Source organism: Bacillus sp. FSL M8-0063, assembly GCF_038005545.1.
In the GTDB taxonomy this organism is placed as follows: Bacteria; Bacillota; Bacilli; order Bacillales; family Bacillaceae_G; genus Bacillus_A; species Bacillus_A wiedmannii.
Window position 1 is genome coordinate 1529817 of sequence record NZ_JBBOTJ010000001.1, and the last position, 20969, is coordinate 1550785.

A 20969-nucleotide genomic window follows, 5' to 3' on the forward strand; every position below is an offset into this window, starting at 1 on the left:
TTTATACGTATTTCTTTTGTACTTAAAGCTTTAAAAGGAGGGATTTCGTGACACATTTGCTAGAAACGAAAAATCTTTGCGTATCTTTTGGCGAGCATCATGTTATTAAAGATGTGAATGTAACAGTACAAAAAGGAAAGCTCATTTCCATTATTGGACCTAATGGTGCAGGAAAGACAACGTTATTTAATTTACTAAGTGGACAAATTTCTCCAACAAAGGGGGAAGTATATTTTAAAGGACGAGAGATTACAAAATTATCAATTTCGGATCGAACTCGATTAGGAATTGGTCGTTCTTTTCAACTTACAAATATATTCCCAGAGTTAACGGTACTTGAAAATGTTCGTTTAAGTGTTCAATCATTTGTGCAAGATTACTATAGTTTTTTTCCGAGTTCGGCAAAATTTAAGCAACAAGTGGGAGAGGCGAGACGTGTCTTAAAAACTGTATTACTTCAGGAAAAAGAACATGTATTAGCGAAAGATTTAGCGCATGGAGAAAAACGAAAGTTAGAGCTTGCAATGTTATTAGCTTTAAAAACAGATGTGTTACTACTTGATGAGCCGACGGCAGGTATATCAGTTGAGGAAGTACCGGCTATTTTACAAGTGATTGAAAATATTAAGAAACATCCAGAGAGTACAATTGTACTAATTGAACACAAAATGGATATGGTACTAGATTTGTCAGACCATCTTATCGTTTTATTCCATGGAGAGCTATTGGCTGAAGGTTTGCCCGAAGAGATTATGAAAGATGAGCGTGTACAAAGTGCTTATTTAGGGGGATTATATAGTGGCACTATTACAAGTGAATAATATAGAGACGTATTTAGATCAGTTTCATATTTTACAAGGCGTATCTCTTGCTGTTGAGAAAGGAACGATTACTGTACTGTTTGGAAGAAATGGGGCAGGGAAGACGACGACATTACGTTCGGTTATGGGATTTCACCATATCGCACATGGTGAAATTTATTATGATAGTACACAAGTAAATGGATTATCTACACATTTAATTTCAAGAAAAGGAATAGGGTATGTACCAGAAAATCAAGGTATTTTTCACGATTTGACAGTAGAAGAAACATTCGCTCTTGCTAGGGGTAAGGGAGAAGAAGCGGAAGAGAAAATTGAGTGGATGCTTGAACTATTTCCAGATTTAAAGCAGTTTTGGCACAAAAAAAGCGGACTATTAAGCGGAGGACAAAAGCAAATGCTAGCAATTTCAAGAGCATTTATTAATAGTGATGGTTTATTACTTATCGATGAGCCGAGTAAAGGCTTGTCCCCTATTATGATAGAAAAATTAATGATAGCCATTTTGAAAATGAAGAAGAAAACAACCGTTTTACTCGTTGAACAAAACTTTATGATGGCTAGTCAAATTGGTGATTACTTTTATATTATGGATAACGGAAAAATTGTTCATAACGGTTTTATGCATGAATTAAAAGAGGATAAGGAAATGTGTCACAAATATTTAGGAATCTCTTAACATGAATCCGAGGTGAGAAGGATGGATGTGTTAATCAATTTATTTGTAAATGGGATTTCAACAGGGATGCTCATTTTTTTATTAGCATCAGGTCTTTCACTGATTTTCGGTTTAATGAGCGTTCTAAACTTCGCACATGGTGGTTTATTTGCCTGGGGAGCGTTTACAGGTGTTTGGCTATTTAATATGACAGGTAGTTATGTATTAGCGTTAATTGGAGCAATTGCTATGGGAATGTTTCTTGGATTCATTTTAGAAAGATTCCTTATTAGACCGGTATATGGAAATCATGTTCGCCAGCTTCTTGTGACGCTTGGAGGAATGCTTGTACTTAGTGAATGTATTAAAGTATTTTGGGGGCCAAATCCAATTGGTGCTAAATTACCGTTATGGTTACAAGGTAGTTATACATTTGAAGGTATTATATTAATTAAATATCGTCTATTCGTAATTTTAATTGGGATCATCATTTATATTGCCTTACTATTATTGCTTAAAAAAACAAAGATAGGTCTAATGATCCGCGCAGGTGTAATGGATAAAGAAATGGTTCAAGCGCTCGGTATTAACGTAAAAGCGATATTTTCTTTCGTCTTTTTATTAGGAGCAGGGATGGCAGCGTTGGGAGGCTTCTTATTAGCGCCGTATTCAGGAGTTATTTTCGCCGAGATGGGTATGCAGTATGCGATTTTAGCTTTCATAGTAGTAATAATTGGAGGATTAGGAAGCGTACAAGGTTCAGCAATCGCATCTTTAATTGTCGGATTAGCTGGTGCTTTTACAGCGTATTTTATGCCGGATTTCTCACTTGCAATCAATATGTTAATGTTACTATTTTTCTTAATCGTGAAGCCAAATGGACTTGTTAGTGAAAAGGGGTGAAATGGTGAACAGCACTTCAAATCGAATTAAAGTATACTTCGGAGTATGTATGCTCATTTGTTTAAGTGTATTTCCATTCGTAAATGATTCACGGAGCTTGTTAATTTTGTTCACTCAAATCTTCATCTTTGCTATTTTTGCAATGAGTTTTGATGTATTGCTTGGATATACAGGAATTGTATCATTCGGTCATTGTATGTTCTTTGGAATAGGGGCATATGGCGTAGCACTTTTATTTGATCGGCAAGGAGTATCCATAACGAACTTTTTAATAGGGCTAGTAGCTGCAATTATCATTTCAGCAATTGTTAGTTATATAATCGGTTTGCTTTCGTTACGACTGAAAAGTCATTTTTATGCAATGTTAACACTTGCTATTTCACAGTTGTTTTTCGTACTTGCTGAAAAATGGCGTGGGCTCACTCACGGAGGGGACGGTTTTACATTTGGTGTACCAGACTTATTCCGTGATCGTTTTACGTTTTATTATGTAACACTTATATGTTTAATTGTCATTTTTATTCTGTTACGTCTTTTCACAAAATCTTCTATCGGAAAAGTATTAAAGGCAATTTCACAAAATGAACAACGTGTTGAAGCATTAGGATATAAAGTTCTTCATTATAAAATTATTGCTAGTATTGTTGCAGGAGTAGTTGCTACGATTAGCGGTGGTTTATTTGTTATCACACTACGCTTTGTTAATACAACTGTATTTTCAATTGAAATGACATTAAATGCATTATTGATGACAATGATTGGAGGCGTTGGAACGTTAATTGGAGCAATTGCTGGAGCTGGAATTATTGAATCACTGAAATATTATTTATCAGAACTAGCTACAGCGTATCCGATTTTTGAACGATGGACGATTATTCTTGGTTTATTGTACATTATCGTCTTGCTAGTTTTCCCGAAAGGATTAGTTGGAACGGTAAAGAGTTTGAAGAATATGAAACGGAATAAGAAGGAGAAAAGTGCAGAAGTGGAGCAAAATGTGTGAAAAATCAATTGTATAGAATATGAAAATCCCTCTTTTAGATTCGTAAAGGAGGGATTTTTATTGGTGTATGTAATTAGTTTATAGCTATTCTATTAATTAAATAGTTCATCAGGGATTTGTTTTAAAGAGTGTTGATTCGTAAAAAAATGAACAGCTAATTTCTCAATTGGAAAATCTTCAATTGGTACCAATGTATCATTTCTAATCGGCAAAAAGGCTATTCCTTTTCCATCCTGAATAAACTCTTCCATAAGCGAATAAGAATCTAATTGTTGAAGTTGACGCTGAGATAAATTATTTTCTTTTAAAAATTGTATTGTCTTATTTCTAAAAGGGCACCTTTTGTCATTACTAACGAAGAAGAGTTCCTTTGAATAGTCAATGGTAGGCGTTTCTTTCGCTTTTAATAAGCCTACAGAAATTGAAGCAGTAAATACTTTTTTAAAAGCTGCGTCGGGATCATCCTCGTAAGTAATGACCATATCAACTTTTTGTTGTTGCAGTAATTTTTGCAAATGACTACTATTTTCTACATATATTTGATAATTCCTGAAATTTTCTTTAATGCGCTTACTTACATAATTAGTCAAAATAGATTGTGACGTCGCGATTATATAAGAAGAACTACTCGTTTTAATTTTATCTTTCGCTTCTTCTACTAGAGTTAATATTTGATTCGTGTAGTCTAATAAAATATCACCAGAAGGTAACAAGGATACTCCTTTGTTATCTCTATGTAGTAAAGGCGTTTCTAATTCTTGTTCTAATTTTTTGATTCGCTCAGTTACGTTCGGTTGAACATATCCTAACTCTTTCGCAGCTTTACTAATAGAACCTTCGCTGGCTACAGTTTTGAATATAATAAGATCATTTATGTCCATATATCACAGCCCCTTATTTGATATCATTATAAATGATATCAAATATAATTTATACCTATTTTACGTTAGTCAATCATCGGTTTATCATTGTGTATATAAGATTGAAAGTGAGTGATAAACATGATTGGAATGCAATATAAGGTCATTTTGCCAAAGGATTATGACATAGAGATTATTAAAAAAAGGGTAAAGGATAATGGATATAAAACGGATGGTTTTCAAGAATTGAATTTCAAAGCATATTTAATTACTGAGACAGGTAAGGATGGGAATTTCTATAACTGTTATGCACCTTTATATATTTGGAATGGCCATGAAGGAATGAACAAATTTATCTTTGAAGGGTATTACGATAATATTTTACAATCTTTTGGGTGGCAACAAATAAATATAGGTGTTCCATTAGTTGTTAATCTAAGTGATGATTTTAAGAAAAGTAAATATGCTGTTGAATATGTAGGGAGTATTTCTCAAAGTAATTCACTGAGGGAGACTCAATTAAAAACTATGAATGAATGTGTACAAAATATAGAAAAGTGTTTAGGAAATGTAATGATTTATAATTCAGATAAATGGAGGTATAGTCAGTTAAGTTTTTATGAAGAAAAGCCTGAAATGGTAACAAATAAAGGTGTTACAGTATATGAGATTTTGCACATTTCACGATGAAAACTTGTTGAAGTTAAATTAGGAAAAAGGAATGAAAATGTATGCCTTTTGTGAACGTTTATTATCATGAAAATATATTAAATAAAGAAGAGTTGAAAAAGATAGGTGAATGTATTCATCTGTCATTAATTGAACATTTTAACATCCTTGAAAATGATTTTTTTCAAATGTTTTTACCTTATCAACAAAATCACTTTTTATATAATCCATATTATTTATTAGAAAGAGGAGAAAAGAGAACAGAGAAGATGATTTATGTTTCTATTACATGCGGACCGGGAAGAACGATAAAACAGAAAATGAATCTATATCAGTCGATATCCTTGAAGATTTCTGAATGTTCTAGTATAAAAAGTGCAGATATTTTTATTACGCTAAATGAGACATCTGCTGAAAATTGGTCATTTGGTCAAGGATTGACACAATTGGTAAAAGTGAAGGGAGAGTGAAATGATGAATGAATCAATCAATTAAATATTGTATTCAAGAGAGAATGAAAGAAATGGCACCTGCATTTGCTCATTATAGTGAAGAGATATTGTTCGAGGAAGTGTGGCGGGATGACACTTTAACATTAAGAGAAAGAAGTTTATGTACAGTGTCGGTATTAATCAGTCTTGGTCATACAGAACAATTACCATTTCATTTGCGACTGGCCAAACAAAATGGAATTGGAGAAAATGAAATGATCGCATTAATAACACATATGGCTTTTTATGTTGGTTGGCCCAAAGCAGTGGGAGCTTTAAATATAGCAATGAATGAAATGGAAAGTTAAGAATAACGATAAGAAAGAATTCATTTAAATATGAATTCTTTCTTATCGTTATTTATGCAATACTCTAATGAGATTATTTTTCACTTTTTCTCTTGCTTTTTTATCACTTGCGTAGTAAAGTGATAGTAAGATTCACGATAGGAAGTGATCAAACATGCGTGATAATACGATAGGGTCATTAATATGGTTACGCTTAATACGATTTACGAACCAAAGTAATCAGATGTCAAATGAGTTTTTAAAACGGTTTGATTTAACGACAGCTCAATTTGATGTGCTTTTGCAAATACGTACGTATCAGCCACTCACACAAATGGAGTTAGCTGAAAAGGTAACTGTTACACAAGGCGGTATTTCTCGAATGTTAACTCGTCTTGAAAAAGAAGGATATATTGTACGAAAACAAGATTGGAAAACGAAAACAATTAGTCTTACAGAGCAAGGGGAAGCAGCTTTAGAGAGAGCATTGCCAGAGCAACTTGCATTTCAATCATCGTTTTTTGATGATGTATTAAATGAAGAAGAGCAGAAAATATTATACGAGCTAATGACGAAAGTTCATAAGCATAGCGAAAAAAAAGAATTGCCGCAAGAGTAATTTTTTTTACACTATCAATTGACTAATCAAGTGAAAAATAATTGAAGAATATGAATACGACTGAATTAAAGGAGAGAGCAACTATGGAAAAATACCGTATGGATACAAGTAAAGGAATAGAGTTTGGATTATATTCAATTGGGGATCATGTTTTAAATCCGCATAATGGAGAGAAAATTAGTGCAGAACAAAGAATTCATGAATTAATTGAAACAGCTAAGTTAGCGGATGAAGCTGGACTTGATGTATTTGCTGTCGGTGAAAGTCATCAAACTCATTTTACAACGCAAGCTCATACAGTTATTTTAGGAGCTATTGCACAAGCTACGAAAAATATAAAAATTGCAAGTTCAGCAACGATAGTAAGCACATCTGATCCGGTACGAGTATATGAGGATTTTGCTACAATTGACTTGATTTCTAATGGACGTGCAGAAATCGTGGCTGGTCGTGGATCTCGTATTGGGGGATATAGTTTACTTGGTTATGACGTGAATGATTATGAAGAGTTATTTGAAGAGAAGATGGATCTTTTATTAAAAATTAATAACGAGGAACATGTAACATGGAACGGACAGTTCAGAGCGCCGCTTGCACATGCATCGGTGATTCCGAGAGCGAAGAATAATAACTTACCAATTTGGCGTGCAGTTGGTGGCCCGCCAGCTAGTGCGATTAAAGCAGGACGTGCGGGTGTACCTATGATGATAACAACACTAGGTGGTCCAGCTATTAACTTTAAAGGGTCAGTAGATGCTTACCGTGAGGCTGCGGCGCAAAGTGGATTTAATCCAGCAAGTTTGCCAGTTGCAACGACGAGTTTATTTTATACAGCAAAAAATTCACAAGATGCATTTAGTGAATACTATCCTCATATTAATGCTGGTATGCTTACACTGCGTGGTGGTGGGTATCCGAAGCAACAATTTACAAATGCAGTAGATTACCGTGACGCATTAATGGTTGGTAGCCCGCAACAAATTATTGAAAAAATGCTTTACCAATATGAATTGTTTGGACAACAACGTTTTATGGCACAAATTGATTTTGGTGGTGTACCACTTAATAAAATTGAGAAAAATATTGAATTAATTGCTACTGAAATTTTACCGGCTGTTAGAAAACATACAGCGAAATAATTTAAAAAATACCGAGAGTCTAATCGATTCTCGGTATTTTTTATGTATGAATTCAGTTTGAAAAAATGATAAAAAAATGAATTTTCAGTCTAGAAAGAGGGAGGGGATTTTCTATTTTCGAATAACAATATTTTGTGTTTGAATTTTAAAAATACATTTTCTTCTTGACAAAAAACTAACTGATTTCTCCTTTAGTTTAGAGGACATTTTTCTGCGTGAAAGTCAAGTGTATGAAGAGGGAAATGATTATTTTATTGATATGGAAGTAAGTCTTATATTAAAAAAATACATTTTATTAATGAGAAAAATATAATTCAAAAAAATGACAAAAGACATATTTCAGACAAAATGATGTCAATAATACGTCAAAAATCAGTTGAATTTACTATGCAGGTATATTATACAATTCGATTAACGGATAAAACACTACTGAAATAGTGAAAAGGTAAATTTTATGAGAAAGTTCTTTTGTAATGATCTTGAAAACTGAAAATTTATATTTTCTAAAAGTACATAAACAAATTTATCTTTCTATATTTCTAAGATTTGAGTTGTTTTATTCATACAACTCAATCGAAAATACGATATAAAAAATTATGAAGGAAGTGATTGTAGTATGGAAACGCTCGAATTGGCACGAATACAATTCGCATCAACAACGATTTTCCATTACTTTTTTGTTCCGCTGTCTATTGGTTTAGCTTTTATCATTGCATTAATGCAAACGTTATATGTGGTAAAGGGACAAGAAATTTATAAGAAGATGACGAAGTTTTGGACACAAATATTCCTTGTAAACTTTGCGGTAGGTGTAGTAACTGGTATTCTACAAGAATTCCAGTTTGGTATGAACTGGTCAACCTATTCACGTTTCGTAGGTGATGTGTTTGGTCCATCACTTGCGATTGAAGGTTTATTAGCATTTTTCATTGAGTCTACATTCCTAGGTTTATGGGTATTCGGTGAGGATAAATTGCCGAAGCGTGTTCACCTTTTATGTATTTGGCTCCTTTCAATTGGAACAATGTTATCAGCATTTTGGATTTTAACTGCAAGTGCATTTATGCAATCGCCAGTAGGGTATGAAATGGCAGCAGATGGACGTGCACAAATGAATGATTTCTTAGCGATTATTCAAAACCCACAATTATGGGTACAATTCCCGCATACAATTACAGCGGCAATTGCAACTGGTGCATTCTTTATTGCAGGTGTGAGTGCATGGAAAATAACAAAAGCTCAAGAAACTGAAGTGTTTAAAAAATCGTTCCGCATTTCTATCATTGTTGGAACACTTACAACTGCGCTAGTATTATTCTTCGGTCATGCGCAAGCACAACAATTAATTAAGACACATCCAATGAAAATGGCAGCAGCTGAAGCGTTATGGAATACGAGTGAGGATCCAGCGCCATTTACAGTATTTGCGAAAATTGATGCAGAGAAGCAAGAAAATTCGTTTGAAATTCAAATCCCTTATATGCTAAGTCTATTATCATTTGATAAATTTAGTGGTCAAGTAGAAGGAATGAATCAAATTCAAAAACAATATGAAGAAAAATATGGGCCTGGAGATTATATACCGCCAGTACACACTATGTTCTGGAGTTTTAGAGCGATGGTAATGAGTGGAACATTTATGCTTCTTCTAGGAGCATACGGATGGTTCTTATCAAGAAAAGATCGTTTAGCTGAAAAAACTTGGTATTTAAAATTAATGGTGTATGCAATTGCACTACCGTTTATCGGTAATACAGTAGGATGGATTATGACTGAAATGGGACGTCAGCCTTGGGTAGTTTTCGGTGTTATGAAAACGGAAGATGCTGTATCTCCAAATGTTACGTTCGGAGAAGTATTATTCTCTTTAGTTTCGTTCACATCACTATATTTAATTATAGGTGGAATTACTATTTACTTATTCGTTCGTGTCATTAAAGGACATGAGAATAAGAAAACGAAACAGGATTCTCAAAGCCATGATCCATTTGATAAGGAGGATGAGTATGTTATCTCTTAATGAGTTGTGGTTTATCATTATTGCAATTTTATTCGTAGGCTTCTTTGTACTTGAAGGTTTCGATTTCGGTGTAGGTATAGTTTCAAGGTTTTTAGGGGAAAACGATTTAGAGAAAAGAATATATTTAAATACAATTGGTCCATTTTGGCACGCGAATGAAGTATGGCTTGTTTGTGCTGGTGGAGCTATGTTCGCAGCATTCCCGCACTGGTATGCAACTTTATTTAGCGGGTTTTACATTCCGTTTGTATTTATGCTTCTTGCTTTAATTATAAGAGGGGTTTCCTTTAAATTCCGTGCGAAAATAGATAATCATAAATGGAAAGGTTTTTGGGATTGGGGTATGTTTTTAGGAAGTTTACTACCACCTATCCTTTGGGGGGTTGCAATTGCTAACTTTATGGTAGGTATTCCAATTGATGAAACGAAAAATGCTGTAGGTGGATTCTTACCATTACTACATCCATTTGCATTACTTGGAGGAGTTATGTTCCTTCTGCTATGTATTGTTCACGGATTGCAATTCCTTACTATACGTACAACTGGTAAGTTAAGAGAACGTGCACGTATTGCTGCGTTGAAAATTGCACCGCTTGCAATTATAGCACTCCTTATTTTTGCCGGATTGGGATTATGGAAAACAGATATTTTCACTGCCCATGGTACAGAGTGGATTATGGTTCCGATTGGAGCTTTTGTAGCATTATGTGCGTCAACATTATTAAATAAAAGAAGAAGAGATGGTTGGGCTTTCGTTATGACGAGTTTAACAATCATTTTACTAAGTGCGAGTGTGTTCGCCGGCATGTTCCCACGTGTCTTAATTAGCTCGTTAGGGTCAATATACGATTTAACAATTTATAATGCAGCATCAGGAGATTATGCACTAAAACTGATGACGTATTTTTCAATTGCTATATTGCCATTTGTTTTGGGAAGTCAAATATGGAGTTTCTATGTGTTTAGACAACCTGTTAAGTCAGATAAAGATTTGGAGTACTAATGAAAAGAAAAAGAGGACTTCCGTCGTATCCTGGTAGCCGAGTTTTATATGTAGTGTTAACAATCATTAGCATTTTAGAAGCTGTAAGTATTATTGCCCAAACAGTGTTTTTAGCGCGGGCTATTACGTTTTTATTTCAAGGAGAAACTGTGCAATCTTTGTTAAATGAAACGGTTTATTTTGGGATCACGTTTGCAGTACGTCATATGCTAGTGCGAATATCGCAAATATTAGTGGAACGTTTCGCTGAAAAAACAGGATCACTACTGAGAAAACAATTAATAGAGGCGTATTTCACATTAGGTCCACGTTATGTTCAAACTGCTGGAACTGGTCATCTGGTTACCTTATCGATAGAAGGTATTGAGAAGTTTAAAACATATATAGAATTAACAATTCCTAAAATGATTAGAAGTAGTATCATACCGGGGCTAATTGTACTATATGTTTTTACGCTAGATATTGAGTCTGGAATCATTTTAGTTGTAACGATTCCTATCGTGATTATATTTATGATCCTACTAGGATTAGCAGCGCAAAAGATGGCGGATAGTCAGTATGAGTCGTATCGTGTACTTTCTAATCATTTTGTAGATACGTTAAAAGGATTAGAAACATTAAAGTATTTAGGTAAAAGTAAACAGCACGAAGGAAAGATTGAAAAAGTAAGTAAAAGATATAGAAAAGCAACGATGCGTACTTTGCGAGTTGCTTTTCTTTCTTCTTTTGCATTAGATTTCTTTACGAGTTTATCAATCGCATTTGTGGCGGTCGGATTAGGGATACGTTTAATAGATGGGACAATTGTACTATTGCCAGCCCTTACGATTTTAATTTTAGCTCCGGAATATTTTCTGCCGATTAAACAAGTTGGAGCGAATTATCATGCTACGTTAGATGGACAACTTGCAATGGAGCAAATAGAAGAGATTTTACAGCAACAAAAAGAAATAGGAACGAAAGAATCAAATGTAGGTCTAATATGGAATTCCTCTAGTAACTTGAAATTACAAGATGTAAAAGTAAAGAATGATGAATCGGAAAAATCTATATTAGAGGGAATTGATTTTACTTGGAAAGGTACCGGTGCTATAGGTGTAATTGGTGAAAGTGGGGCAGGGAAATCGACGTTAATTGACGTATTAGCAGGATTTTTAACTCCTTCGGGTGGAAAGCTGATAGTAAATGGTGTGGAAATTGACGGGGCTACTCGAGAAGATTGGCAAAAGAATATTGCATATATTCCACAGCAACCTTATATTTTCCCGCTTTCATTAAAAGATAACATTTGTTTCTATGAAACAAATACAACTGATGCAGAAGTGGAAAGAGTTATTAATGAAGTTGGTCTTCGTTCACTCGTTACATCGCTTCCGAACGGGATGTATGAAAGAATTGGAGAAGGTGGACGTATGCTTAGTGGCGGGCAAGAACAACGTGTCGCTATGGCGCGTGCTCTTTTAAGTAAAAAGCCAATTATTCTATTAGACGAGCCTACAGCACATCTTGATATTGAAACTGAATTTGAAATAAAGCAAGCGATGTTACGTCTGTTTGAAGGTAAGTTAGTATTTCTTGCAACACATCGTCTTCACTGGATGAAACAGATGGATCATATTCTTATTTTAAATAAAGGGGAAATGATAGAAAGAGGAACGTATGAAGAACTTTTAAAGAATGAGGCATTACATTTTCACAGGAAAGAGAGGGGATAGAGATGAGTAACTGGATTAAACCTTATATACAGCAAAATAAAGGTAGAATGACTTTAACTATTTTCCTTGGTCTTCTTGGAGTTAGTTCAGGTGCGATGTTACTTTTCATTTCAGGTTATTTAATCTCTAAATCTGCTCTTAGACCAGAAAATGTAATGGCTGTATATGTTCCTATCGTTGCAACACGTGCGTTTAGTATAGGACAAGCGGTATTTCATTATTTAGAGCGTTTAGTTGGACACGATGTCGTACTACGCATATTAGAAAAGATGAGAACGAAACTATACAGAATAGTAGAACCGCAAGCGTTATTTTTCCGTTCACGATTTCAAACGGGCGATATGTTAGGTATATTATCCGAAGATATAGAGCATTTGCAAAACCTATATTTACGTACAATATTTCCTAGTCTATTAGCATTAGTTGTATATAGCATATTCGTACTTGTTATCGGTGCATTTGACGTAGTATTTGCACTTATTGCAGCATGTATGTTGGCTATTATCGTTTTTCTGCTTCCGTTTGTATCATTACTTTTAATGAAGCAACATCATGTTACTTTAAAACAAGGAAGAAGCCGTTTGTATCAACAATTAACAGACGCTGTTTTTGGATTATCAGATTGGCAAGCAAGTGGTAGAAAAGATGAATTCATCGATAAGTATGTAGAGCAAAATAATGAGTTGTTAAAAACGGAAAAAAGAATGAAACGCTGGAATCATATTCGGGACAGTATCATTCAATTAGTAGTGGGGATTGTAGTTATTTCAATGATCATATGGACTGGAAATGAGGCGGCAAGTGAACAGATTGCACCTACCGTTATTGCGGCTTTCGTCTTAATGACGTTATCAGTCACAAACGCGCTTATCCCTCTTTCAGATGCTATCGATCGAATTCCATCATATGTAGAATCTGCTCATCGTCTAAATAAAGTAGAAGCTAATGATGTTTTACAGGATGAAAAGGAATTACATGAGGATAAAGATTATGTTGCATCAAAACATATAGACATTGAATTAAATAATGTATCGTATCGTTACCCAGATAGTAATGAATTTGTATTGAAAGAAGTATCACTGCAAATAAAGGCAGGAAAGAAAATCGCCATTTTAGGAAGAAGTGGAACAGGAAAATCTACTTTGTTAAAATTGTTAGCAGGTGCGCTAAGCCCGTTACATGGTGAAGTTTTATTGAATAGTGAACATGCTCATACGAATCTTATATCAAAATATATCTCTGTATTGAATCAAAAGCCGCATTTATTCGATACGACAATTGGAAATAATGTGCGAATCGGTAAACCAGAGGCTACGGATGAAGAGATATGGACAGCTTTAGAGAAAGCACAATTAGCTTCGCATATAGCTTCTCTTCCAGATGGATTGCAAACAAAAATGCATGAAATGGGAAAAAGGTTTTCTGGTGGAGAAAGACAACGGGTTGCTTTTGCTAGAACGCTAATGCAAGAGGCTCCAATTATTGTACTTGATGAACCTACGATCGGCTTAGATCCAAAGACAGAACTATCTTTAATAGAAACAATGTTTTCTGCAACAGAAGAAAAGACTGTTATTTGGATTACACACCACCTTGTAGGAATTGAACATGTAGATGAAGTTATATTCCTTGATCGTGGCCAAATTGTGATGCAAGGCAGTCATGAACAACTTCTGAAAGAAAACGAGAAGTATCGTAAGCTGTATGAGTTAGATAAAGGAATATAGTTTGAATAAGTAATAATTGTAAAATAGCTACGCCTAATGGTGCAGCTATTTTTTTGTTAAGAAATATATTCTTTTTAAGGTATAGATTTATCTCGCTATTTGCAGGGCAAGATCCGGCTGATGTGAGGAAGTTAGGCGGGAGATTAACTGTACGTAAAAGTCCGATTGGTGAGGGGGATAATCAGAAGGGATGGAGAAGCCCCCCTGATTAAAGTTTCGTTTTATTTGTCTTACATTATTTTATGATAGAAATCAAATGTATAAAAAACAGCTAATCAAATACTTAAATTATTGAATATGTATATTTTGGAGTGAAAAGTAGGATATTTTGTTATGGGCTTGCATAAAAGTATAAAGGTTTCATACGGTTTAAGTAATGTGATATTATGTCGCGTATATAAATAATATGCGAAAAGGTGGAGGGAAAAGATGGGGAAACGTTTTGAAAAAAGTGAAGAGGCGATAGAGCGAATTCCGTTGGTAAGTGTATTAATTCCTACTTATAATCGTCCTGGCTACTTTGAAAAAGCATTGTGTAGTGTATTACAACAAACATATTCTAATATAGAAATTATTGTTGGAGATGATAGCACGAATGACGAAACGGAAAATGTGTTACAAAAATACTTATGTGATCATTCAAATATTATTTATATAAAAAACAGGTCAACTCTCGGACAATTTGAAAATGCGCTAATGTTATTTAATGAAGCGAACGGTGAGTATATAAATTTTTTAATGGATGATGATATATTTCATATGAATAAAATTGAAAAAATGATGAAGTATTTTTTCAATGATTTAGATAATGAAATCAAGCTTGTAACATCTCATCGTCAAGTAATTGATGATAAAGGGAAAGAACTACGACATATTTATTCAACTGTCCGTTTATTTGAAGAGGATACGATTATAGAGGGAACAGAATTAGGAAATAGGGTAATTGTGGATCAAAAAAATTATATTGGAGAACCGACAACAGTTTTATTTCGTAAAAATGATTTACAAGAACCGTATGGGATTTTTGATAAGAGGAGGTATCTATGTAATGTAGATATAGCCTCATGGTTATCTTTATTAAGTAAAGGAAAAGCAGTATATATAGCAGAGACACTTAGTTACTTCCGATTACATTCAGGTCAACAGTTGAATGAATCTAATAAACTTATGGATGGAGTAGAGGATTTTTCACATAGTATTATAGTTGGAGAAAAGTATGGTTTTTTATCTACTGAAAAAGAGTTATATAAAGCGATAACTAATTTCCTAGACTATGCAAAAAAATTAGTTCCATCATCAATATTATATACATTAGACTACTACCGACAAATTAAGCGAAAGGAAATAAATATAGAAAAGAAAAAACAGTATCGGAATAACAACTCTCATTTACCGAAAGTCAGTATACTTATTCCTGCCTATAATAAACCTCATTACTTGGAATTAGCTCTCAAAAGTGCTTTGAATCAAACATATGAAAATATTGAAATAATAATTTCTGACGATAGTACAAACGGTGAAATTCAAGCGATGATCCAACCATATTTAAGTGAATATGAATGTATTACATATGTTAAAAATAAACCTCGATTAGAAGCAGAGAACTTTAATAAGTGTATAGAACTTGCAAATGGAGATTATATAAACTTTTTATTAGATGATGACTTATTTCATCCTGAAAAGATTAAAAGAATGATGAACTGTTTTTTTAGACTAGAAAACATTTCATTTGTGACGTCATATCGGGAATTAATTGATGAGAATGGAAAAGTATTACCACCATCAACATTGAATATGAAAATTGCAAAAGAAACTACACTTTTTAAAGGGAAAGAATTAGGTAATTATATGTTAAAAAACTTAAAAAATGTAGTTGGTGAGCCTACAACAGTTCTGTTTAATCGGAAATTTTTTGAAGGGGCTTTTGGGTGTTTTAAGGGAAAGGGTTATTCAGCTATTAATGACATTGCAACATGGCTAGATATGATGAAGAAAGGAAATGTAGTTTATATAGAGGAACCTCTTAGTTATTTTAGACAACATGGTGGGAAAAATCAAAAACAAATGCAATTTACATTAAGGGCAATTGAAGAATGGACTGAATTAATAATAGATGCATATAATAGTGGGTTTTTAAATCGTGAGCAAGATTATAAAACGTGTTTAACTCATTGTTTGGAAAATGTGGTGTCAATAATTAAGGATGCGGTAAAAAATGGACAATTAAATCAAATTGATAATGAAAAGATGGAGAGGGAATTAAATAAGTTAGTTAATCGTATATTTGAGGAAGAAGTATGCTATTGTCAATTTTGCAATCAACAATTTGAAAAATTTTCTCCTTGGCCAGAACATTATGATTTTCCAAAATATAAATTTGAGATGTGGAATAAAGATACGGGAATTTGTTCGGTATGTGATTCGATGGATCGTGAAAGGTTATATCGTGTATATATTGAAATGGAAACGGAGTTATTAAGTGGAAATGATACTATGCTTCATATTGCACCTGAAGCGAAGTTAAGAAGTTGGTTTGCCCAGTATAAAAACATTACATATGTATGTGGAGATATTGAACCAAAGGATCCATTAATGCAGGAAATTGATGTTACTAGAATTCCATATGAAAATGATACATTTGATGTGATTTTATGTGGTCATGTATTACAGCACGTTCAAGATGATGAAAAAGCGATGAGAGAGTTATATAGAGTATTAAAGACAAATGGATGGGGAATTATTCAAGCGCCAATCGTAATGAATGTAGATAGTATTATAGAGAATGAATTAATTTTAACGCCAAAATTGAGAAGATTAGCTTTTGGTCATGAAGAACATGTAAGGATTTATAATCGATCAGGATTTATACAACGATTAATGAATGTAGGATTTAAGGTGGAATTGTATAACATAGCTGAAAAACAAGGAATGAGAAGTGCTAGGAAATTTGGTTTATCTGAAACTGATGTACTCTATATTGTCCGGAAATGAAGAATTGAGGGGAATTGAAATAATTCGCATAATACGGATTATGGGCAGTTAAATCGAAGTTTTGAAGAAGCATTAACCTTAAAAAAAGAATTAATGCTTCTTATTTTAATTATAGAGCGATGTGCATCTTATTTTTAGGTTTTAAATTTAGCTGACAAAGGCAATACTGAGCCATAGTGAATGTAAAGTTGGAGGGCGAGCGTATATGTTTGATGAGGATGGGATTGTTTTAATTATGGAACCAGCTGATGAAAGAAACTTGAGGAGATTTATTTTTTCGGTGCCAAAGTCAGTGTATGAAAAAAAGGGGCTTACATTACACTATGGAGCAGCTATAGGACAAGGATATATGGATATAATTGAAGATATTATTAGCGTACACATAGAAGTAGATGTGGTAACGATTATAGGACATGTAAGAGTCTAGATAGTTATTTAAAAAAGGGTATAGGCAATTTGGCTAGAAGTTATGATAGAGAAAATTGTAGACAATTATAAAGACGAAGGGAGTCTAAAATGAAAATCAAATCAATTTTATTAGTATTTATAGTTTCAATTGGTTTAATGGGATGTTCACTAGTAGAGCAAGGAAAGAACTCTTTAGATTATGCTCAGAAAGCGACAGACTACGTAAATGAAATAAGTGCATTTGCAAATGATGCACCAGCATTAGCTGAAAAAGCCGTTAATGATAGCGAAGCTCGAAAAGAATTAGAAACGAAGCTTAGTGAAATTAAAAAAGATATACCCGCTTTCAATGAATTAACGCCACCTGATGTAGCAAAGGATCTTCATCAGCAAATCGTCGGATATAACGAAAAGTTAAACACATTAATTGATACGGCGATGGCAAAGATAGAAGAAGGTAAAGTGGATGTAGAGCAATTTAAAAACTCTGAGCTTATGCAGACGATAGATCAAGTTCGTGATTTGAAAGACAAGGTTCAAAATTTAGGACAATAATAAAAAGGCTCCGTTTGTGATGAACGGAGCTTTTTTCTGTTTTCTAATGGAAAGTTTATAATATTTTCTTCCTATAATATAAGCTTTTTTTAATTCTTCCATTTCTCTAAAATATGTATTGTTTTATTGGTTGCATCCATGTTCACTTGAACACCTATCGGCATAGTGATCATCGGATGGGTATGACAACAATCAAAGTCAGCTAGTAAAGGGATTCTTTGATTTTGCAGTACTTCCAATAATATTTCGTAAGGTTTGCGATTTGTACCACAATCATCAAACTGCTCATGTTTTCCAAGAATAATACCTGAAACTTTATCAAATACGCCGTTAACCTTAAGTAATGAAAAGCTTCTTTCAATAGTAGCTGCATCTTTTGAGCTATCCTCAATAAATAAAATATCGCCTTCTTGAATGCTTGGCATATAAGAGCTACCCCAAATTCCTTCTATTGTATTTAAGTTCCCACCAATAATACGTCCAGTAGCTTGTCCGTTTGTTACAGAAATCCAATTGTTTGGTCTAAGTTCTTTTTCTTTCGTCTTCTCTTCCCAATTAATAAATTCATCTGACCAAAATAAAGGTTGTTTTATGTTGTAAGGAAGCAATTGATCATGTAGTAATGTTTCTACAAAATATTTGTATGTATTATCTACAAAAGGCTCAAATTCTCCAAAGGAGGGAATGAGTGCTGGACCGTAAAATGTAGGGATTCCTGTTTTTGCATAAATCCCTAATAATAAAGCTGTTGCATCTGAATAGCCAATCATTATTTTAGGGTTATTTTGAAAAGCATCATAATCAATATAAGGTAATAAGGAATTAGAATTCATACCGCCAATTGTTGACATAATACAAGATACATTAGGATTCCTTATTAAAGCATTCAGTTCCTCGGCACGCTCTTGTATACTGCCAGAGCGATAATAATCATATCGACCTGTTAGGGAACCTTCTAATATGTGAAATCCTTTCTGTTGTAAATAAGATTTCGCTCGTTCAAATCTTTTTGGAGAAGTGTATGTTGCTGGTGAAGAGGGCGAATAAATGCCGATTGTGTCTCCGTATTTTAATGTTTTTGGAAGTAGCATCGTAAGAATCCTTTCTATTAAGTAGTTAAATTAAGAAAATATAACATTGAATATTCTTATATTTCGGTATTTTAATTGTAACATAAATGTATTAGATGAATAAATATGCCTTTTGCCTTGACGATATAAAGTAATTATTGTTATGGTTAAACGTGAGTGTATAAAAGGTTTGCTAAAGGAGTTTTGAAATGAAGCGGTTAAAATGGGGAAGGCTGACGATCCTAGTAGTCATTATTTTAGGGATATGTTGGTTCTTATTCCAAGGAACTCAAAAGAGTGCAACAAATATAGAGGGACAACCTTTACAAGTGGCAGAACTACCTCAAACAGGATTAGCTGAAAAAGTAGTGCCACCAAAGTACATACCACCTGAAATTGATGCAAAAGCAGCTATGATTATCGATGCGAGTAATGGAGATATTATTTATCAACATAATGAAAATGAAGCTTTTGCGCCAGCAAGTATGTCTAAGATGATGACAGCGTACCTTCTATTAGAAAATGTACATAATGGGAAAGTTCGCTGGGAAGATCCGGTGAAAATGAGTGCGAAAGCGGCACAAACAGAGGGTGCGAGAATCCCAGTCCAAGTGAATGACACATTAACTGTTAAAGATTTGTACCATGCATTAATGATTGAATCAGCAAATAATTCGGCTGTAGCTCTAGCAGAACATATGGCTAAGACGGAGAAAGATTTCGTGCAGCTTATGAATGAAAAAGCAAAGCAGTTAAAAATGTCGGATTATGCTAAATTCGCAAATGCATCAGGACTACAAGAACCTGATGGAAGTGAGACGAAGATGACAGCTGCTGATGTAGCAAACTTGGCGTATCATCTAATAAAAGACTATCCAGAAATATTAGAAGTGACTCACTTACGTCAAAGTCAGTTAGCATTTAATAATATTAATGTTGTAAGTACAAATGATATGTTAAACAAAAATAATAAAGCTTTATATATAGAAGGAATAGACGGATTAAAAACAGGATTCACAGATAGCGCAGGGTATTGTTTTACGGGTACAGCAAAACAAGGTGATACTCGTATTATTACAGTTGTAATGGGAACGAAAGGTAAAACGAAGCGTTTTACAGAGACGAACAAGCTAATGTCTTATGCATTTGGCTTAGTTAATTAAGTGAAATACTGAGTTGGATCATCATATAAGAAAGGCAATTTGTTGTTACTTATTATCGGTAACAATAAATTGCCTTTTTATTTTTAGCATTAGGAAGTAAAAATGTGAGTGTAATTATTTGAGTTTATTATTGTTTGTTGATAGTCTAAAGTTAGAAACTTATTAATGATAAGTTTTAAGAGGCGAAACATGATGTATACATATGAAAAAGCCTCAAATGAAAATTGGAGGGAATTATGATGGCAAAAGATTTTTACACAGCAATTGAAGACAGAAGATCTATTTACGCGATTAGTAAAGAGCAAGTAGTTTCTGATGAAAAAATTCAAGAAGTGATTTATCATGCTGTAAAACATACACCTTCAGCTTTTAACTCTCAGAGCGCTCGCGTTGTCGTCTTGCTAGGAGAACAACATGATAAGTTATGGGATATTACGAAAGAAACGTTACGAAAAATTGTACCTGAAAATAACTTTGCATCTACCGAAGAAAAAATGAATGCATTTAAAAGTGGTTATGGAACGGTTTTATACTTTGAAGACAGTCAAGTAGTGGAAAAACTGCAAGAAAACTTTGCATTATACAAAGAGAATTTCCCAACGTGGTCACAGCAATCCTCAGGAATGTTACAATTTGCAATTTGGACAGCTTTAGAAATTGAAGGATTTGGTGCTACATTGCAGCATTACAATCCATTAATTGATGAAGAAGTGAGAAAAGAATGGGAAGTTCCAGAAAGCTGGAAACTTACTGCGCAAATGCCGTTTGGTAAACCGGTGGTACCTGCAGGTGAAAAAGAATACCAACCTTTAGAAAATCGTGTAAAAATTTATAAATAATGTAGGAACTATAAAAGGTGAACAGGGA

The 20969-nt window shown here is 33.8% G+C and carries 20 protein-coding genes; 18 read left to right on the forward strand and 2 right to left on the reverse strand.

All coding sequences use genetic code 11. From position 1 onward, the window contains the following. Window positions 1-47 precede the first annotated feature (47 nt). From MKX31_RS07715 to MKX31_RS07730, 4 genes are read left to right on the forward strand one after another with little or no spacing between them, the layout of a single operon-like run. A complete protein-coding gene (locus MKX31_RS07715; RefSeq protein WP_240368853.1) occupies window positions 48-821 on the forward strand; it encodes an ABC transporter ATP-binding protein in 774 nt (257 codons plus the stop codon). Further along, complete coding sequence (locus MKX31_RS07720) at window positions 799-1500, forward strand: branched-chain amino acid ABC transporter ATP-binding protein (protein ID WP_064476363.1); 702 nt, start codon at window positions 799-801, stop codon at window positions 1498-1500. The genes MKX31_RS07715 and MKX31_RS07720 overlap by 23 nt, the downstream gene beginning before the upstream one ends. Before the next feature lie 21 nt (window positions 1501-1521). Beyond that, a complete protein-coding gene (locus MKX31_RS07725) occupies window positions 1522-2382 on the forward strand; it encodes a branched-chain amino acid ABC transporter permease (protein ID WP_149174105.1) in 861 nt (286 codons plus the stop codon). Between the two features lie 49 nt (window positions 2383-2431). Continuing rightward, window positions 2432-3385 carry a branched-chain amino acid ABC transporter permease gene (locus tag MKX31_RS07730; protein ID WP_064476679.1) on the forward strand — a complete coding sequence of 318 codons (954 nt, stop codon included), beginning with the start codon at window positions 2432-2434 and terminating at the stop codon, window positions 3383-3385. Window positions 3386-3477: 92 nt separating this feature from the next. On the opposite strand, the gene MKX31_RS07735 is transcribed toward MKX31_RS07730, so the two are convergent. Then, window positions 3478-4266 (reverse strand): LysR family transcriptional regulator, encoded by a 789-nt coding sequence (locus MKX31_RS07735; RefSeq protein WP_064476361.1) that lies wholly within the window; start codon window positions 4264-4266, stop codon window positions 3478-3480. 120 nt (window positions 4267-4386) lie between these two features. Between MKX31_RS07735 and MKX31_RS07740 the strand changes: the two genes are divergently transcribed. From MKX31_RS07740 to MKX31_RS07795, 12 genes are all read left to right on the forward strand, one after another. Then, window positions 4387-4935 (forward strand): DUF4865 family protein, encoded by a 549-nt coding sequence (locus tag MKX31_RS07740; protein ID WP_064476360.1) that lies wholly within the window; start codon window positions 4387-4389, stop codon window positions 4933-4935. Window positions 4936-4976: 41 nt separating this feature from the next. After that, on the forward strand, window positions 4977-5384 hold the full coding sequence (locus MKX31_RS07745; protein ID WP_064476359.1) for a tautomerase family protein: 408 nt from the start codon (window positions 4977-4979) through the stop codon (window positions 5382-5384). Window positions 5385-5392: 8 nt separating this feature from the next. Beyond that, on the forward strand, window positions 5393-5713 hold the full coding sequence (locus MKX31_RS07750; RefSeq protein WP_064476358.1) for a carboxymuconolactone decarboxylase family protein: 321 nt from the start codon (window positions 5393-5395) through the stop codon (window positions 5711-5713). A 154-nt stretch (window positions 5714-5867) separates the two neighbouring features. Beyond that, window positions 5868-6311, forward strand: a complete 444-nt coding sequence (locus MKX31_RS07755) for a MarR family winged helix-turn-helix transcriptional regulator (RefSeq protein ID WP_001205523.1) — start codon at window positions 5868-5870, stop codon at window positions 6309-6311. A gap of 83 nt (window positions 6312-6394) precedes the next feature. Further along, a complete protein-coding gene (locus MKX31_RS07760) occupies window positions 6395-7450 on the forward strand; it encodes an LLM class flavin-dependent oxidoreductase (RefSeq protein ID WP_064476357.1) in 1056 nt (351 codons plus the stop codon). 616 nt (window positions 7451-8066) lie between these two features. Beyond that, entirely contained in the window at window positions 8067-9470 is a 1404-nt protein-coding gene (gene cydA, locus MKX31_RS07765; RefSeq protein WP_064476356.1) for a cytochrome ubiquinol oxidase subunit I, read from the forward strand. Beyond that, a complete protein-coding gene (gene cydB / locus MKX31_RS07770; RefSeq protein ID WP_064476355.1) occupies window positions 9457-10473 on the forward strand; it encodes a cytochrome d ubiquinol oxidase subunit II in 1017 nt (338 codons plus the stop codon). Before cydA ends, cydB begins: the two co-directional genes overlap by 14 nt. Further along, window positions 10473-12188: a thiol reductant ABC exporter subunit CydD gene (cydD, locus tag MKX31_RS07775; protein ID WP_064476354.1), complete on the forward strand. Its 1716-nt coding sequence runs from the start codon at window positions 10473-10475 to the stop codon at window positions 12186-12188. Before cydB ends, cydD begins: the two co-directional genes overlap by 1 nt. Window positions 12189-12190: 2 nt before the next feature. Then, window positions 12191-13915 (forward strand): thiol reductant ABC exporter subunit CydC, encoded by a 1725-nt coding sequence (gene cydC, locus MKX31_RS07780; RefSeq protein WP_149173261.1) that lies wholly within the window; start codon window positions 12191-12193, stop codon window positions 13913-13915. 429 nt (window positions 13916-14344) lie between these two features. Beyond that, a complete protein-coding gene (locus tag MKX31_RS07785; RefSeq protein WP_222661037.1) occupies window positions 14345-16906 on the forward strand; it encodes a glycosyltransferase in 2562 nt (853 codons plus the stop codon). 205 nt (window positions 16907-17111) lie between these two features. After that, complete coding sequence (locus tag MKX31_RS07790; protein WP_048543215.1) at window positions 17112-17333, forward strand: hypothetical protein; 222 nt, start codon at window positions 17112-17114, stop codon at window positions 17331-17333. A gap of 89 nt (window positions 17334-17422) precedes the next feature. Further along, window positions 17423-17869, forward strand: coding sequence for a DUF6376 family protein (locus MKX31_RS07795; RefSeq protein WP_048543214.1), 447 nt, complete (start codon window positions 17423-17425; stop codon window positions 17867-17869). An 89-nt stretch (window positions 17870-17958) separates the two neighbouring features. On the opposite strand, the gene MKX31_RS07800 is transcribed toward MKX31_RS07795, so the two are convergent. Further along, complete coding sequence (locus tag MKX31_RS07800; RefSeq protein WP_064476351.1) at window positions 17959-18960, reverse strand: S66 family peptidase; 1002 nt, start codon at window positions 18958-18960, stop codon at window positions 17959-17961. Window positions 18961-19148: 188 nt separating this feature from the next. Between MKX31_RS07800 and MKX31_RS07805 the strand changes: the two genes are divergently transcribed. After that, window positions 19149-20102, forward strand: a complete 954-nt coding sequence (locus MKX31_RS07805; RefSeq protein ID WP_064476350.1) for a D-alanyl-D-alanine carboxypeptidase family protein — start codon at window positions 19149-19151, stop codon at window positions 20100-20102. Window positions 20103-20338: 236 nt separating this feature from the next. Continuing rightward, window positions 20339-20941 carry a nitroreductase family protein gene (locus tag MKX31_RS07810; RefSeq protein ID WP_176713072.1) on the forward strand — a complete coding sequence of 201 codons (603 nt, stop codon included), beginning with the start codon at window positions 20339-20341 and terminating at the stop codon, window positions 20939-20941. Window positions 20942-20969: the final 28 nt, after the last annotated feature.